The sequence below is a fragment of the Bacillus alkalisoli genome (assembly GCF_002797415.1).
GTDB classification, from domain to species: Bacteria; Bacillota; Bacilli; order Bacillales; family Bacillaceae_I; genus Bacillus_CD; species Bacillus_CD alkalisoli.
The window spans coordinates 650288-666375 of sequence record NZ_KZ454944.1; the positions used below are offsets into that span (position 1 = coordinate 650288).

Genomic DNA, 16088 nt, shown 5'->3' on the forward strand with positions numbered 1-16088 from the left:
GGCTAATTCGCAATGGATTAGTCTTTTATTATTTGCTGGTATAACAGCATTTATAACGATTTAGCGCATATCATTAAACCACTGAAGGTTGTGGTTGAGATTTATTGAGTTATTTAAAATAATTTGATTAAATATAGGGGGCGAAGATTAATGAAGTATAGTAATAAGCAACTAGCTTGTTTTTTTCTATTTATTCTAAATGTAGGTTTTCTTTTTTTGCTAGATATAATAATGAAAGTGTATGTAGATTTTTTTTATAGTTTATGGTTTCTAAATCCATTTCTTGCTGCTTTTCTTATTTCATTAGTAATTTTCTTGGGAATAGCTCTATTGACGAACAAAAGCACAGCTATCGGTTATATATGTGCAGGATTATTAGTTTTACTAGTTACGGCTGCATATGTCGAGGGATATGTAATCATTGTGTATCTATTACTTTATTTTAGTTCAGTAATAGGAGCTTCTTGCGGAATATTGCTTGCATGGCTTTATCGTAGAAAAACTAAAAATGCAGATAACAATGAAAATATGCTGTAATTATTCGTTATTCGAATAATAGTAATACATTATGAAACGCACTCAATTAGTGTATAAAAAAGCACAGATAGTTGTTAAAGACTTTGAAGAAGTAATTACTAATGACGATGAAGGAATTTGGTTTATTGGTGAAATATAAAATACCTTTTTCAACTAAGCACCCTTATATATAGTATTGCAACAAAACATGGATCTGGTGCATCCCTTATGATTGTTTACATGTAAGCATAGAAAAGGCGTTTAAAGACTTGACTTGGATTGTAGATTTAGCTGGATAAATAAAAACAGCGATCATTCTCATTATAGATTTCATGGGAATGTCGCTGTTTTTTATAGGTTTTTTGTAATGTTTCTTGTTTTGTTTTCGTTTTTCTCGTGGTTAAGTTTTGTAATGCGTAAGTGCCGCGTCCGTTCCCTGGATCTCGAAAACCTTCACGAACAAGTTTATCACGCATTTTTCGCGCTCTACTTTTTGCCATTTTTATCACTCCTATAAAAGATTATCCATATTATATACGATGTGTTGAGGAAAAAGATACAAAATGGCATAGATTTTTTTGACAATCAATGTGCACTATTGCCAGAAAGCTGTTTCTGCTATAATAGAACTATTGTGAAAAAATGCGAAGAGGAAGGTACTCCTGTGAAAAATGAATCATTAAAGAACGAAATAGATAGAAGAAGAACGTTTGCCATCATCTCTCACCCGGATGCAGGGAAAACGACACTGACGGAAAAACTATTACTATTCGGTAACGTTATTCGTTCCGCTGGTACAGTAAAAGGAAAAAAATCTGGCAAGTTCGCTACATCTGACTGGATGGAGATTGAGAAAAAACGTGGAATCTCTGTTACATCTTCGGTAATGAGCTTTGAGTATATGGATAAACATATTAATATCCTAGATACACCAGGACATGAAGACTTCAGTGAAGATACGTATCGTACGTTAACAGCTGTAGATAGCGCGGTTATGATTATCGACTGTACGAAAGGTGTCGAGCCGCAAACGATCAAACTTTTCAAAGTTTGTCGTATGCGTGGTATTCCGATTTTCACGTTCATTAACAAGTTAGACCGTGAAGGAAAAGAGCCGTTAGCACTTTTAGAAGAAATTGAAGAAGTGCTTGGCATTGAGTCTTATGCGATGAACTGGCCAGTAGGGATGGGGAAACGCTTTTTAGGGGTTTACGACCGCTACAATGAAGTATTTATACGTTGGCAAGGAAAAGAAGAAGAAACACATATTCCGTTTACAGAGCTTGATTCTGTAAAAGAAATTTCCGAACACCCAACTTTTATCCAAGCAAAAGAAGACTTTGAATTGTTAGAAGAAGCTGGAAATGATTTCTCCATCGAAAAAGTGAAAAATGGCTTGCAAACACCAGTGTTTTTCGGTAGTGCGATTGCAAACTTCGGTGTGGAAATGTTCTTCCGTACGTTCTTAGACTTAGCTAATGAGCCACAATCTCGTAAAACGTCTGAAGAGGTTGTAGTGCCATCTTCAGAGCAATTCTCTGGCTTTATTTTTAAAATTCAAGCAAACATGAACCCCGCTCACCGTGACAGGCTTGCGTTTTTACGAATATGTTCTGGTGTGTTTGAACGTGGTATGAGTGTGACAGTTAGTCGGACGAAAAAAGGCATTAAATTATCACAGTCTCAACAATTTTTAGCATCTGATCGTGAAACGGTTGACCATGCATATCCTGGAGATATTATTGGAATTTATGATCCAGGTGTGTACCAAATCGGTGATTCGTTATATGGCGAAAACCACCATATTGAATTTGATGAAATCCCAACGTTTGCCCCTGAGCTTTTCGTAAAAGTAGAGGCGAAAAACGTGATGAAAGGGAAGCAGTTCCAAAAAGGAATTACCCAACTTGTACAAGAAGGTGCCATTCAACTGTTCCGCCAACATGGCACAGAAAGTTACATTTTAGGTGCCGTTGGTCAGCTTCAATTAGACGTTTTTGAGTATCGTATGAAGGGTGAATACAATGTAGACGTTGTATACACGATGATTGGTTCGAAAATTCCTCGTTGGATTGAAAACGAAAAAGTGGATACAACCTTGTTTGATTCTCGTAACATTTTAGTAAAAGATAGACAAGGTCAATATGTTGCATTGTTTGATAGTGACTTCTCATTACGTTGGTTCCAAGATAAAAATAGCGACGTAACGTTAATTGATATTATGGCTGAAGATGAGTAAATAAAATGATGGACCTCCTTTGCATGTTTTCTGCGAAGTGAGGTTTCTTTGTTTCATTTTGGCTACTTTTTGCCGATATAAATAAAAACGATTAAAAGTAGGTGACACCAAATGTATAAACTCACACAATACGTTGTTGGGACAATGACAATCGTTCATTTAAATGGAAAAGATGTTAAAACAGGAAAAGCACCAATCTACATGAATAAACTTTCCGGAGAACAAATGTTGTTTATAACACATGTAAAGCTTCCAAGTAATATGCGGATTGTTTTAGAATTGGTGTTTGATTACGACGGAAAGAAAGTTAACTTTGAAGCAGAGTTACAAAGTTGTGAGCAAAAAGGAAAAAATGAAATTTACGTTTATATTGTAAAGTACTTAATTAGAAATGAAAAAGACCGTGATCAGATCTTACCGTTTGTTAACGGTGTTCAAATTGCGAACAAAACAAAGAAGCTAAGTCGTGTGACGTCGACTTCCATTGAATTAAATATTATGGCGTAGTACAACAACATTAAAAACCTGTTATAATTGAGTGAGTTTCATCAGATATTGTTCCTCTACGAAAAACGAATATTAACTAGTGAATATTTAGGAAAACATAAATGTTATACGAACAAATTAAATACCTATAGGTTTTTCCCTTAAACGAATTGTATTTATGAAATTAACATGAAAATGATATAAAAAGAGGTTTTTTCATTGATTATAAAAGTATTATTAGCGATTTTTCTACCTGCATTGCTTGTTATTTTGTTTACGAGGGTTACGTTTAATGCGTATGTGGGGACTGCATTGACTGCTGCGTTAATCGTTGCCGCTATATTGAAGGGTCACTCGGACGAGTGGTTTATTATTGTGTTAGATATTGTATCCTTGGGCGTTGGATTTTTATACGCTCGAACGATGTTCAAAAAGAAAGTCTGAATCCAGCTGTTTAGTGGTTTCAGGCTTTTTTTCGTATAAATGAAACCGTCAAAACTTCTGTAACGTCCAATGATTAAGAAAGGGGGAGAGAGTATGGGGGAATTTTCGGAGGAAGAAAAGATAGAGTTAGTGGAAAAAGCGATGGCTCAGTACGGGGAAGCGATTAAACGTCTACTATTCACTTATGTTCGCGACCATGCCGTTGTGGACGATTTGTTCCAGGAAGTGTTTATTAAAGTATATTACCAACTTGATTCCTTTCGAGGTGATAGTGAATTAAAAACGTGGATTTACCGGATTGCGATCAATAAAAGTAAAGACTATTTGCGGAGCTTTTCTACTAGATTGAAAAACTTAGTGAAATTGCAATCTAGTTTTGTGGCGGAACAAGCAGCCGATGCAGAGATGCTCGTGATGGAAGGCGAATCTCAGTCCGAAATAGGAGCGCTTGTCTTACAATTACCAATTAAATATCGAGAAGTATTGATTCTCTTTTATTATAAAGATTTCACGGTGGAAGAAATAAGTGACATCCTACATATGAACAAAAACACCATTAAAACGAGGCTCAACAGAGGCAGAAGCTGTCTAAAAGATTTGATGGTAGATAGGGGATATGACGATGACCGACTTTTTAGATAAGGAAAAATTGAAGCAACACGTGGACCAGTATATTTCACCACATTCACTTTATACGGGAATTGACCAAAAAAGAGTGCTCGAGAGGATCCAGTCTTCTAGAGGACGGAAACGATATATAAAAAATCCACGGATTATGTTATCTGTTATTGTGTTTTTTCTGGCAGTGATGGTTGTTATGAGTTTCGTTGGTAACGAAGAACCTAGTTTAGGAGCAAAGCATTGGAAAGAACAGCTTTACCTCGGAATGGAAAAGGAAGATGTATTGCGAGTTTTAGGGAACCAGTATGTGGAGGTAGAGAGTGCGGATGGTGTGGAACGAGATGTTCTTTTATGGCGATACGACTTTGTAAAAGAATCTGGATATGTGTATGAGGAAGAATATGATTTTCTCGATATTGCAGGAGTAGTTAGTGGGAAAATGGACTATCAAATATTGATTAATCTTGCTGGCGATGAAGTTGTTAGGTACACGATTTTATATAGGTACAGTGAGGAGAAGACGATTCTATATATGAACTCAGTGAATCACGGCGAGCAGGAGTATCCGATTGAAGGATGAAAAGAGTACATTTTTTTAGGAAACATTAATGAGGGTGGGGTGCTCATTAATGTTTTTTTTGTTGTATCATTTTGTAGGTGGATTTTTAATTGTTTTAGAGAACATTTTTGGTCTTATCGGCGAAAATCGTTATTTTATCGGCGAAATTTACGGTTTAATCAGCGAAAATCAAAAATTAATCGGCGAAAATCGGACTTCAATCAGCGAATGTCTATAGCCAATCGGCGAAAGTATTACAAATCAGCGATGCTCCCCTCTTATCAGCGATAAAATACAGCAGTAATAGCAAACCCCCATATAGATAAAATCAAACATAGCAATTTAATTACTCATTCCCAATCTCCCCCGAAACTGCTCTACCTTCTCCAACTCGTTCCTTGTCGGCTCCTCCAATCTCGCAGGCGTTACAACCCAAATAGGGTCTTTTCCGAATGTTTCCCCATATCCAGTTAACACTCCAATTACTGTAACAACATCACCAACATCAATAGAGTCGTCCAAAGCCTCACTTAAATTCACATAAATGGTTGGAAGTTTACCCTCTTTTAATTCAATGGTCCTCTCATCTTCTATCCGATGCACAGCCGCAGTCCAGCGTACATGTTTGTTCTTATTTTCTTTTATAAAGTCATGCACATACAAACCGTCTATTTCACTAAAAGTAAGTTCATCGCTAGAAGGCCCGAGTTTCAGAGCATCTTCATCCAAATATTCAAAAGCTAGTCTTTCTTCTGGGATAGCATTTGTACTACATCCAGAGAAAAGTAGTCCTATAAAAATAATTAATACAAACGTTACACGGTACATGATAAAAACCAATCCATTCTGTCAAAGATACTAATATTGTATATAGAAAGAAGAATAACGACAACCTAACAAAAAAATAACGAATATACGTTCTTATTTTTGTTATTTTTCCATCTGTTTGTGGTAGAATATGTACATGAAACAACTTCAGTATTCAGTTCGTTTAATCAAAAACGAATATTTTGTTATAATATGAAAAAACGTTCGTTTATTAAGGTGTATTTAACATCATTTAAGTTATAATTATTCGTTTTTCGTATAGTATTCATACATGTTGAAACGGACTCACATAGATTATATTGAACAATTTAGGGGGCTTGTGTGTGGAAAAAGAGTTTGAATTAGTTTCGAATTATAAGCCAGAAGGTGACCAACCGGAAGCGATTAAACAAATAGTTGCTGGTCTCGAAGCGGGAAAGAAACATCAAACGCTTTTAGGTGCGACGGGAACTGGAAAAACGTTCACCATTTCAAACGTTATTCAGCAAGTGAAAAAACCTACATTAATTATCGCCCATAACAAAACGCTAGCTGGTCAACTTTATAGTGAATTTAAAGAGTTTTTCCCAACCAATGCAGTCGAGTATTTTGTTAGTTACTACGATTATTATCAACCAGAAGCATATGTGCCATCAACGGACACCTTCATTGAAAAAGATGCGAGCATCAATGATGAAATTGACAAACTACGCCACTCGGCAACTGCATCCCTTTTTGAACGAAACGATGTTATTATTATCGCCAGTGTATCGTGTATTTACGGTTTAGGTTCACCGGAAGAATATCGTGATTTAGTCGTTTCTTTAAGAACAGGAATGGAACTAGACAGAAACCAACTTCTCCGTAATTTAGTAGATATTCAATACAGCAGAAACGACATTGACTTCCAACGCGGTACTTTCCGAGTGCGCGGTGATGTTGTTGAAATCTTCCCCGCGTCAAGAGATGAACATTGTATTCGAATTGAATTTTTTGGGGATGAAATTGATCGAATTAGAGAAGTGGACGCGTTAACAGGAGAAATTCTTTCAGATCGAAACCACGTATCTATTTTTCCGGCTTCCCACTTCGTTACTCGTGAAGAAAAAATGCGAAAAGCAATTGTGAATATTGAAGCGGAATTGGAAGAGCGTTTAGAGGAGTTACGAGAAAATGGCAAGCTTTTAGAAGCTCAGCGCCTAGAACAACGTACCCGCTACGACTTAGAAATGATGCGAGAAATGGGCTTTTGTTCTGGAATTGAAAACTATTCCCGCCATTTAACCTTAAGGGAAACTGGTTCGACACCTTACACACTAATTGATTTCTTTCCAGAAGACTTCTTAATTGTTGTAGATGAGTCTCATGTTACATTACCACAAATTCGTGGAATGTTTAACGGAGACCAAGCGCGGAAACAAGTATTAGTAGATCACGGTTTCCGTCTACCTTCTTCTAAAGACAACCGACCTTTACGATTTGATGAATTTGAAGAAAAAGTAAACCAAATAGTATTCGTATCGGCTACTCCAGGGCCATACGAATTAGAACATACACCGGATATGGTGCAACAAATTATTCGTCCTACTGGTTTGTTAGACCCAACCATTGATATTCGTCCAATCAAAGGGCAAATTGATGATTTGATAGGCGAAATCAACCTACGTGTGGAAAAAAATGAGCGCGTGCTAGTAACAACGTTAACAAAGAAAATGTCAGAAGACTTAACAGCATACTTAAAAGAAATTGGCATGAAAGTGGCATACTTGCATTCAGAAATAAAAACATTAGAGCGTATTGAAATCATTCGCGAACTACGTATGGGGAAATACGATGTTTTAATCGGAATTAACTTACTAAGGGAAGGTTTAGATATTCCGGAAGTATCGCTAGTAACCATATTAGATGCAGATAAAGAAGGTTTCCTCCGTTCGGAACGTGCTTTAATCCAAACAATCGGGCGTGCTGCTCGTAATTCGAACGGTCAAGTTATTATGTATGCAGATAGAATAACAAAATCGATGAACATTGCGATAGACGAGACAAAACGTCGTCGTCAAATTCAAGAAGAATATAACGAGAAACATGGCGTTACGCCAACGACAATCCAAAAAGGCATTCGGGATGCCATTAAGGCCACTTTTGCAGCGGAAGATGGAGAGCGGTACGAAACAACACCGAAATTAAGACCGAAAAACAAAAAAGAACGAGAGATATTAATCGAATCAATGGAGCAGGAGATGAAGGATGCAGCAAAAGCACTCGACTTCGAGCGTGCAGCAGAGCTTCGTGACCTCATCTTAGAGCTAAAAGCGGAAGGATGAAACAAGGATGGCAATGGATAAAATTGTTGTAAAAGGGGCAAGAGCCCATAACTTAAAAAATATCGACGTAACCATCCCTCGCGATAAGCTTGTTGTTTTAACAGGCTTATCTGGGTCTGGAAAATCATCGCTTGCGTTCGATACGATCTATGCAGAAGGCCAACGTCGTTATGTTGAATCACTATCTGCTTACGCCCGCCAATTTTTAGGACAAATGGATAAGCCAGACGTAGATGCAATTGAAGGACTATCGCCTGCTATTTCCATCGACCAAAAAACGACGAGCCGAAATCCACGTTCCACGGTTGGTACCGTAACAGAGATTTATGATTACTTACGACTATTGTTTGCGAGAGTTGGAAAGCCAACATGTCCAAAGCATGGTATTGAAATCTCATCGCAAACAATCGAACAGATGGTAGACCGAATTTTACAATACGAAGAACGCACAAAACTTCAAATATTAGCACCTATCGTCCAAGGACGAAAAGGTACACACGTAAAAGTGTTTGAAGACATTAAAAAACAAGGATATGTACGCGTTCGTGTAAATGGGGAAATGCTTGAAGTAGCGGAAGAAATAGAACTCGAGAAAAATAAGAAACATAGTATCGAAGTGGTTATTGACCGAGTAGTCGTGAAAGAAGGCGTGGCTACCCGCTTATCAGATTCACTAGAAACAGCGCTTAAACTTGGTGAAGGAAAAGTTATCGTAGACGTTATCGGACAAGAAGAGCTACTATTCAGTGAGTTGCACGCTTGTCCGCATTGCGGATTTTCCATCGGTGAACTTGAGCCCCGCATGTTCTCGTTTAACTCACCATTTGGCGCATGTCATAAATGTGATGGCTTAGGAACAAAGCTAGAAGTAGATGTAGACTTAATCATTCCGAATAAAGAGCTAACATTAAAACAACATGCCATTGCACCTTGGGAACCATCTAGCTCACAATATTATCCGCAACTATTAGAATCAGTTTGTAATCATTACGGAATCGATATGGAAATTCCAGTGAAAGAAATACCGAAGCATTTATTAGACAAAGTTTTATACGGTAGCGATGGGGAAGAAATCTATTTCCGTTATGAAAATGATTTTGGACAAGTGAGAGAAAACTATATTTCGTTTGAAGGTGTCATTCGAAATGTAGAACGTCGTTACAAAGAAACAAGCTCCGACTACATTCGCGAACAAATGGAAAAATACATGGCCCAACAAGCATGCCCTACATGTAAAGGGAACCGTTTAAGATCAGAAAGTTTGTCTGTCTTAATCGACCAAAAACATATTGGGGACGTGACAAAGTTTTCGATTGTGGAAGCTTTAGATTTCTTTGAAACATTGAACCTTTCGGAAAAAGATAAAAAAATTGCCCATATGATTTTACGAGAAATCATTGAAAGACTCGGATTCTTAAATAATGTGGGACTAGACTATTTATCAATGAGTCGCTCAGCCGGTACATTATCAGGTGGAGAAGCGCAACGCATCAGGCTTGCCACGCAAATCGGATCAAGATTAACAGGTGTATTATACATTTTAGATGAACCTTCTATCGGTTTACATCAAAGAGACAATGACCGTTTAATTCAAACATTAAAAAACATGCGTGAAATCGGAAATACGTTGATTGTCGTAGAACATGATGAAGATACGATGCTTGCAGCCGATTATCTCATAGACATTGGCCCTGGAGCGGGAGTTCACGGAGGACAAATCGTTTCAGCAGGTACACCAGAAGAAGTAATGAACGATCCTAACTCCTTAACAGGACAATACTTATTAGGAAGTAAGTTCATCCCTTTACCACTAGAAAGAAAAAGAGTGGAAGACCGTCACCTCGAAATTATTGGGGCGAACGAAAATAACTTAAAGAATGTATCGGTAAAAATTCCATTAGGCTGCTTTGTCGCTGTTACCGGTGTGTCTGGTTCAGGGAAAAGTACGTTAATCAATGAAGTGCTTCATAAATCTTTGGCGCAAAACTTGCATAAAGCAAAAGTACGACCTGGTGAACATAAACAAATAAAAGGCATAGAGCAATTAGAAAAAGTGATTGATATAGATCAGTCACCAATTGGCAGAACGCCTAGATCAAACCCTGCAACATATACAGGGGTATTTGATGATATTCGTGACGTGTATGCCCAAACAAACGAAGCAAAAGTTCGTGGATATAAAAAAGGGCGCTTTAGTTTTAATGTAAAAGGCGGACGTTGTGAAGCGTGTCGTGGAGATGGAATAATTAAAATAGAAATGCACTTTTTACCGGACGTATATGTCCCATGTGAAGTGTGTCACGGAAAGCGATATAACCGTGAAACATTAGAGGTGCAATATAAAGGGAAAAATATTTCGGACATTCTAGGAATGACAGTAGAAGATGCAGTAGTATTTTTCGAAAATATCCCGAAAATTAGTCGAAAGCTTCAAACCATTTTAGATGTTGGATTAGGATATATCACACTTGGTCAACCTGCAACCACTTTGTCAGGAGGAGAAGCCCAACGTGTGAAATTAGCATCTGAACTTCATCGTCGTTCCACGGGCCGTTCGCTTTACATTTTAGATGAGCCGACAACAGGGTTACACGTTGACGATATTGCTCGTTTACTAAAAGTATTGCAACGTCTAGTAGAAAATGGTGATACGGTACTTGTTATTGAGCATAATTTAGATGTAGTTAAAGCGGTAGATTATATCATTGACCTTGGTCCAGAGGGTGGAGATAAAGGTGGAATAATCGTTGCTACTGGTACACCGGAACAAGTAAGTGAAGAAGAAAAATCTCACACAGGTCGCTACTTAAAGCCAATTTTAGAACGAGACCGTATCCGAATGGAAAAAAGAGTAGAAGAGCTCGAAGAAACGAGAGCTTAAAAAGGAAAAAAGAAAGACGAAACTATTTAATCAGTTTCGTCCTTCTTCTTCTTGCACTTTTTGTTCAATAAAATCCCGAATGAACCTTACATCCATTGTATATGTTGTATCCCTAAATCTTATTTCCCCAGTATTTTCATTCATTTTTCCTTTTAAGTGAAAGGAAGAGGTGGAAACAGAGTATTCTTTTGTGTCCTCTTTATAATCAAAATCAGCATCTTTAATTTCTCTTGTGACAACTGGCTTAATCGTGTTTTCCACAAATTTAGTTCCTGTTTCTGTCACATCACTTGAAAGTACTCCAAAGAAAATTAACCCAGCTATGACAATAGCAATTAATATTAATTTAGATAGTAAACTTTTGATTAATGGGATGACGATAAATAAAATGACGGCAACAATAACGATAGTTAATAAATGATCCATAATGAAATCTAACATTCTAACAACTCCTCTCCTTACTATTATACCAATATTACCTTATGAAAAAAATTGATACATCGTTTCCTACATCTACGTCTCGAGACTTACTTTCATTATGAAAAAATTACAGCCAGCGACCGAATGCAAAATAAACATTATGTGAGAAAATAGACTTACATTAGAAAAACTCTCGAACGCCGCTATTAATTTCCGCACAAGTCTTCGCTTTCCGCGGGGAGCGACGTGAGCCTCCTAGGCGTGCCGCCTGTGGGGTCTCCCGTTTCCCGCTTCTCCCGCAGGAGTCTCCGACTTGTGCGAAAATCAACCGCTAGATAGGAGTAATAGCGGCAATTTTCTCTAATGAGATGAAAATTAGATGAAGAATGTAACTTTTCGTCATTGTCTTCGTAGTAATAGTTGTAATATTTTCATATAGTTTATAGGTAAGAGTCTCCGAGGGGGAGGTATGGGTAGATGTGTAATAATGATAAGGTGATTGCTTCGTTATGTTATTTTAGTGTATTTTTCGCACCGTTTTTGTTGCCGATTGTTGTTTATTTTATCGTCGATAACCGAGAAGTAAAAAGTCATGCACTAGCAAGCTTATGGTCACACATATTGCCGATGCTAGTTATTCCAATATTCATTTTAGGAGCAATCGTATTCGATGCTATTCTAATAATCATAATTAGCTTTATCATCTCAGGACTAGTAACCATCATCGTCATCGTATGGAACGTAGTAAAAGGAATTCAATTGTTAAGGCAATCATAAATGAAGGTTCTTTTTAGAAGTAATAAAAATGATAGATGAAGTTAGCATAGCATAATCAATTCCAAAAACTAATTAAGTTGATGTTCGCTGTAGGTACGAGACTCCTCGAAAATGCATCCGCATTTTCTTCGTGCGATGTAACCGCTCTGTAGCATTCCTTATCCTGCGGTAGAAGTGCGTCAAGGGAGACCCCACAGGCCAATAGGCCGAGGAGTAGGTTTTTTCACGATAGTGAAAATAACCTTCCTGCGCCACCCGCGGAAAGCGAGTACCTACAGCGAACATCAACAGTTAGTAAGCAGATTTCCTATTATCTCAATAAGTTAACAAAGAGATTTAATAAGTAAATTATTGAAACGGAGGAATTAGAATGCAAGAACGCACAAGAATTTTGAAGCTTGTAGAAGAAGGTAAACTTACAGCAGAAGAGGCGATCATTTTATTAGAAAGCCTTGAGAAAGATAAAAAAGAAGCAGAACAGAAAAAAGAAGACATGATTACGGCACTATCTACAGAAGTATTACAAGAAGAACATTCTAAACAACACCACGGTTCCACAAACCAAAAACAAAGCACATCCTTTAAAAACAACATTTTAGAATTTGTAGAAAGTGCCCTGCAAAAAATTAAAGATGTCGACTTAGACTTCAACTTTGGTCCGTCTACGTCCATTCAACACATTTTCCAGCAGTCCAACGTGTACATCCAAGATATCGATGTAGATGTGGCAAATGGGCAAGTAAAAGTAGTGCCGTGGGATGAAAATGACGTTCGTATTGAATGTGATGCGAAAGTATATCACGTTGGGAACCAAGACGAAGCGCGCAAATCATTCCTTCAAGAAGTCCTATTTAGCATCGATTCTGGTAAATTGCGTTTTTCCGTACAAAAGAAACAACTAAAAGTGAACGCAACTGTATATGTACCAAAAACGGAATATCATAAGCTGACCGTTCGTATGTTTAATGGTCCGATTAACGGGGAAGGGTTAAATGTAGAAAAAGTAAAACTAAAGTCAGCAAACGGTTCTATCGCATTTAACTCTTTAACTAGTAAAGAAATTGAAGTAGAAACAGCTAACGGTCATATTAACTTACTAGATTGCAGTACAAAAGAGTTGGAAGCAGAGACGATTAACGGTATGATTAAAGTAACAGGATATACAGAAAAATTAGATGTGCAAAGTTTTAATGGAAACATCGTTACGGAGCTAAACGGTAATTGCCAATCTATTTTAGCGAAAACGAAAACTGGTAGTATTGACCTTTTCATTCCAACACATCAATCTGTCGAAGCAGAATTGAAATCCAACCTAGGAAGTTTTACATGTGAAGTGCCTGGAATGGATATAGTAGAAGAGAAAAATGAAGTCGTGCAAAAGCTTCTTCGTTTTAAAGCAAAAAAAGAAGGTATGGGACTAACGTATATTTTAGCGGAGTCTAACACAGGCTCTATTTTAATAAAACCAAATGAGGTGAAATAGATGAAACGATTAATACGTTCGAAAACAGACCGCAAACTAGCTGGTGTTATAGGAGGTCTTGCACAATATTTAGGAATGGACTCCAGCCTTTTGCGTGTCATTTATGTCATTTTAGCAATAGTTACAACCGGATTCCCTCTAGTTTTAGCATATTTCATCATGATTTTCATCATGCCAAATGAAGAGGATGTTATACGTCCATGAAATGGATCGCTAGCTTAATTCTCAACGCACTCGTACTAATGTTAGTGGCGACCGTATTCTCAGGGTTCGAAATAAGTGGCTTCGGAGCAGCCATTATTGCCAGTGTTATTTTAGCTGTACTAAACACCATTGTTCGACCGATTTTAGTCTTACTAACGCTTCCGGTAACTTTTGTAACACTAGGGCTTTTCTTATTCGTCATCAACGCGATTACGTTAATGTTAACGGCAACATTAATGGGAGACGCTTTTAATATTAGTGGATTTGGTTTAGCAATCATCGCTGCCATTGTTATCTCATTGCTTAACATGATTATACAAAGCTTTATTAAGAAAAAATAAGGGTATCGGCTAAATTCTAGCCGAGCCCTTTTATTTATTACTTTAATAAAAAGTGTTAAAATGAAAGATAGATTTTTAAGTAGTATTTTCTTACATTAAATAGGTGGGGGACTGGCCCCCTAGAAAAGGAGACTCAAATGCCAAAAGTCCGCACAAAAGACTTAATCGAAAAGTTCCAATTCGAAGTGGTAAGTGGTGAAGAAGGGACAAATCGCCCTATTAGCACAAGTGATATTTCACGACCAGGAATTGAATTGGCTGGTTATTTTACATATTACCCTTCAGAGCGCATTCAACTGCTCGGGAAAACTGAGCTATCCTTTTTTGACCGTTTAACAGACGCAGAAAAACGCGACAGAATGAATAAGTTATGTACTGATATCACACCAGGTATTATCGTTTCACGCGACATGGATGTTCCACAAGAACTCATTGACGCATCCAAAACAGAAGGCGTACCAATTATGCGCTCGAAAATGAAAACAACAAAGCTTTCGAGTCATTTAACAAATTACTTAGAAAGTAAACTAGCGCCAACAACTGCTATCCACGGTGTATTAGTGGATATTTACGGAGTAGGCGTACTAATTACCGGAAAAAGCGGTGTAGGTAAAAGTGAAACAGCGCTAGAACTAGTAAAGCGTGGCCATCGACTCGTAGCGGACGACTGTGTAGAAATTCGTCAAGAAGACATAGGAACGCTAATCGGTAACTCGCCAGAATTAATTGAACATTTACTGGAAATCCGCGGCTTAGGAATTATAAATGTTATGACATTGTTCGGAGCTGGTGCCGTTCGAAGCTACAAACGTATTACCCTTATCATTAATTTAGAACTGTGGGACAAAAACAAGCAGTACGACAGAGTCGGTCTTGATGAAGAAACAATGAAAATTATTGATTCAGATGTTACGAAGTTAACCGTACCAGTACGACCTGGACGAAACTTGGCGGTCATTATAGAAGTTGCGGCGATGAACTTCCGCTTAAAACGAATGGGATTCAACGCTGCTGAACAGTTTTCCAATCGTCTAGCTGGAGTTATTAACAACGCTGGCGACAACGAAGATTAAGGGGGATAAATCATGCTACTTGGAAACATTGAGCCATTAAATCCAATATTATTGGATTTAGGCATTTTACGAGTGTACTGGTACGGTTTTATTATTGGAGCGGGGGCCTTACTAGGGCTATGGATCGCAACGAAAGAGGCAGAACGCCATGGCCTACAAAAAGACTTAATGGTAGACCTTGTATTGTTCGCTATTCCAATTGCCATTCTTTCCGCCCGATTATATTATGTTATTTTTAAATGGGACCATTACTCCCAAAACCTTGGAGACATTTTCAAAATTTGGGAAGGTGGACTAGCCATTCACGGTGGTTTAATCGGTGCTGTCATAACTGCCATTATTTTTACAAAAGTCCGCAACGTTTCATTTTGGAAAATAGCAGATATTGCTGCCCCTAGTATTATTCTAGGGCAAGCCATCGGTCGATGGGGTAACTTCATGAATCAAGAGGCACACGGCGGCCCAGTGACACGTGAATTTTTAGAAAGCCTTCATTTACCTCAATTTATTGTAAACCAAATGTACATTGAAGGAACGTATTATCACCCGACATTTTTATATGAATCTATCTGGAACTTAATTGGCTTTGCGGCGCTTTTACTGTTACGTAAAGTTAACTTACGCCGTGGTGAATTGTTCTTAACGTATGTTATTTGGTATTCGGTTGGTCGTTACTTTATTGAGGATCTACGAACAGACAGCTTAATGCTAACAGAAACGTTACGTGTAGCTCAGTCCATTTCGATAGCACTTATCATAGGAGCAGTAGCGATGATTGTTTATCGCCGCATGTCAGGTAAAGCGGATAAACACTATTTAGACGCTTAAATTTATTAAGACCATTTGGGATAATAAAATAGTGCAAAGTGGTCGTGAGAGCTGTAATAAAGACCATCTCGGCCTTGAAAATAGG

Annotated in this window: 18 protein-coding genes; 15 read left to right on the plus strand and 3 right to left on the minus strand. The window is 37.7% G+C overall.

All coding sequences use genetic code 11. The features are described from left to right. Positions 1–150 precede the first annotated feature (150 nt). The gene (locus CDZ89_RS02970) at positions 151–537 is read left to right on the plus strand and encodes a hypothetical protein (RefSeq protein ID WP_096156626.1); all 387 of its coding nucleotides are present in this window, start codon (positions 151–153) and stop codon (positions 535–537) included. A gap of 266 nt (positions 538–803) precedes the next feature. On the opposite strand, the gene CDZ89_RS02975 is transcribed toward CDZ89_RS02970, so the two are convergent. Further along, entirely contained in the window at positions 804–1016 is a 213-nt protein-coding gene (locus CDZ89_RS02975; RefSeq protein WP_096156627.1) for a hypothetical protein, read from the minus strand. A 164-nt stretch (positions 1017–1180) separates the two neighbouring features. Between CDZ89_RS02975 and CDZ89_RS02980 the strand changes: the two genes are divergently transcribed. The 6 genes from CDZ89_RS02980 to CDZ89_RS19525 all read left to right on the plus strand — a co-directional run bounded on the left by CDZ89_RS02980 (position 1181) and on the right by CDZ89_RS19525 (position 5103). Further along, a complete protein-coding gene (locus tag CDZ89_RS02980; protein WP_096157065.1) occupies positions 1181–2755 on the plus strand; it encodes a peptide chain release factor 3 in 1575 nt (524 codons plus the stop codon). 111 nt (positions 2756–2866) lie between these two features. Then, entirely contained in the window at positions 2867–3262 is a 396-nt protein-coding gene (locus CDZ89_RS02985; RefSeq protein ID WP_100333230.1) for a hypothetical protein, read from the plus strand. Between the two features lie 204 nt (positions 3263–3466). Continuing rightward, on the plus strand, positions 3467–3685 hold the full coding sequence (locus CDZ89_RS02990) for a CsbA family protein (protein WP_100334255.1): 219 nt from the start codon (positions 3467–3469) through the stop codon (positions 3683–3685). A gap of 93 nt (positions 3686–3778) precedes the next feature. Next, entirely contained in the window at positions 3779–4327 is a 549-nt protein-coding gene (locus tag CDZ89_RS02995; protein WP_157842669.1) for a sigma-70 family RNA polymerase sigma factor, read from the plus strand. Continuing rightward, on the plus strand, positions 4308–4886 hold the full coding sequence (locus tag CDZ89_RS03000; protein ID WP_100333232.1) for a hypothetical protein: 579 nt from the start codon (positions 4308–4310) through the stop codon (positions 4884–4886). Before CDZ89_RS02995 ends, CDZ89_RS03000 begins: the two co-directional genes overlap by 20 nt. Positions 4887–4935: 49 nt before the next feature. Continuing rightward, complete coding sequence (locus CDZ89_RS19525) at positions 4936–5103, plus strand: hypothetical protein (RefSeq protein WP_157842670.1); 168 nt, start codon at positions 4936–4938, stop codon at positions 5101–5103. Positions 5104–5207: 104 nt separating this feature from the next. Here the strand turns inward: CDZ89_RS19525 and CDZ89_RS03005 are convergent, their stop codons facing one another. Continuing rightward, positions 5208–5693, minus strand: a complete 486-nt coding sequence (locus CDZ89_RS03005) for a hypothetical protein (RefSeq protein WP_100333233.1) — start codon at positions 5691–5693, stop codon at positions 5208–5210. Positions 5694–6016: 323 nt separating this feature from the next. Between CDZ89_RS03005 and uvrB the strand changes: the two genes are divergently transcribed. Both uvrB and uvrA read left to right on the plus strand, forming a co-directional pair. Next, positions 6017–7996 carry an excinuclease ABC subunit UvrB gene (gene uvrB / locus CDZ89_RS03010; RefSeq protein ID WP_100333234.1) on the plus strand — a complete coding sequence of 660 codons (1980 nt, stop codon included), beginning with the start codon at positions 6017–6019 and terminating at the stop codon, positions 7994–7996. Between the two features lie 7 nt (positions 7997–8003). Beyond that, positions 8004–10877, plus strand: coding sequence for an excinuclease ABC subunit UvrA (gene uvrA / locus CDZ89_RS03015; protein ID WP_100333235.1), 2874 nt, complete (start codon positions 8004–8006; stop codon positions 10875–10877). A 30-nt stretch (positions 10878–10907) separates the two neighbouring features. On the opposite strand, the gene CDZ89_RS03020 is transcribed toward uvrA, so the two are convergent. Then, entirely contained in the window at positions 10908–11318 is a 411-nt protein-coding gene (locus CDZ89_RS03020; RefSeq protein ID WP_100333236.1) for a hypothetical protein, read from the minus strand. A gap of 456 nt (positions 11319–11774) precedes the next feature. On the opposite strand from CDZ89_RS03020, the gene CDZ89_RS03025 reads away from it, so the two are divergent. The 6 genes from CDZ89_RS03025 to lgt all read left to right on the plus strand — a co-directional run bounded on the left by CDZ89_RS03025 (position 11775) and on the right by lgt (position 16003). After that, positions 11775–12074, plus strand: a complete 300-nt coding sequence (locus CDZ89_RS03025) for a magnetosome magnetite crystal formation protein family (RefSeq protein WP_100333237.1) — start codon at positions 11775–11777, stop codon at positions 12072–12074. Positions 12075–12444: 370 nt separating this feature from the next. Next, complete coding sequence (locus CDZ89_RS03030; protein ID WP_096156638.1) at positions 12445–13557, plus strand: DUF4097 family beta strand repeat-containing protein; 1113 nt, start codon at positions 12445–12447, stop codon at positions 13555–13557. Further along, positions 13558–13761, plus strand: coding sequence for a PspC domain-containing protein (locus tag CDZ89_RS03035; RefSeq protein ID WP_096156639.1), 204 nt, complete (start codon positions 13558–13560; stop codon positions 13759–13761). It begins immediately after the preceding gene. Next, on the plus strand, positions 13758–14102 hold the full coding sequence (locus CDZ89_RS03040; RefSeq protein WP_096156640.1) for a phage holin family protein: 345 nt from the start codon (positions 13758–13760) through the stop codon (positions 14100–14102). Before CDZ89_RS03035 ends, CDZ89_RS03040 begins: the two co-directional genes overlap by 4 nt. A 137-nt stretch (positions 14103–14239) precedes the next feature. Continuing rightward, positions 14240–15175 (plus strand): HPr(Ser) kinase/phosphatase, encoded by a 936-nt coding sequence (gene hprK, locus CDZ89_RS03045; RefSeq protein WP_096156641.1) that lies wholly within the window; start codon positions 14240–14242, stop codon positions 15173–15175. Between the two features lie 12 nt (positions 15176–15187). Beyond that, positions 15188–16003, plus strand: a complete 816-nt coding sequence (lgt, locus tag CDZ89_RS03050; protein WP_100333238.1) for a prolipoprotein diacylglyceryl transferase — start codon at positions 15188–15190, stop codon at positions 16001–16003. Positions 16004–16088 lie beyond the last annotated feature (85 nt).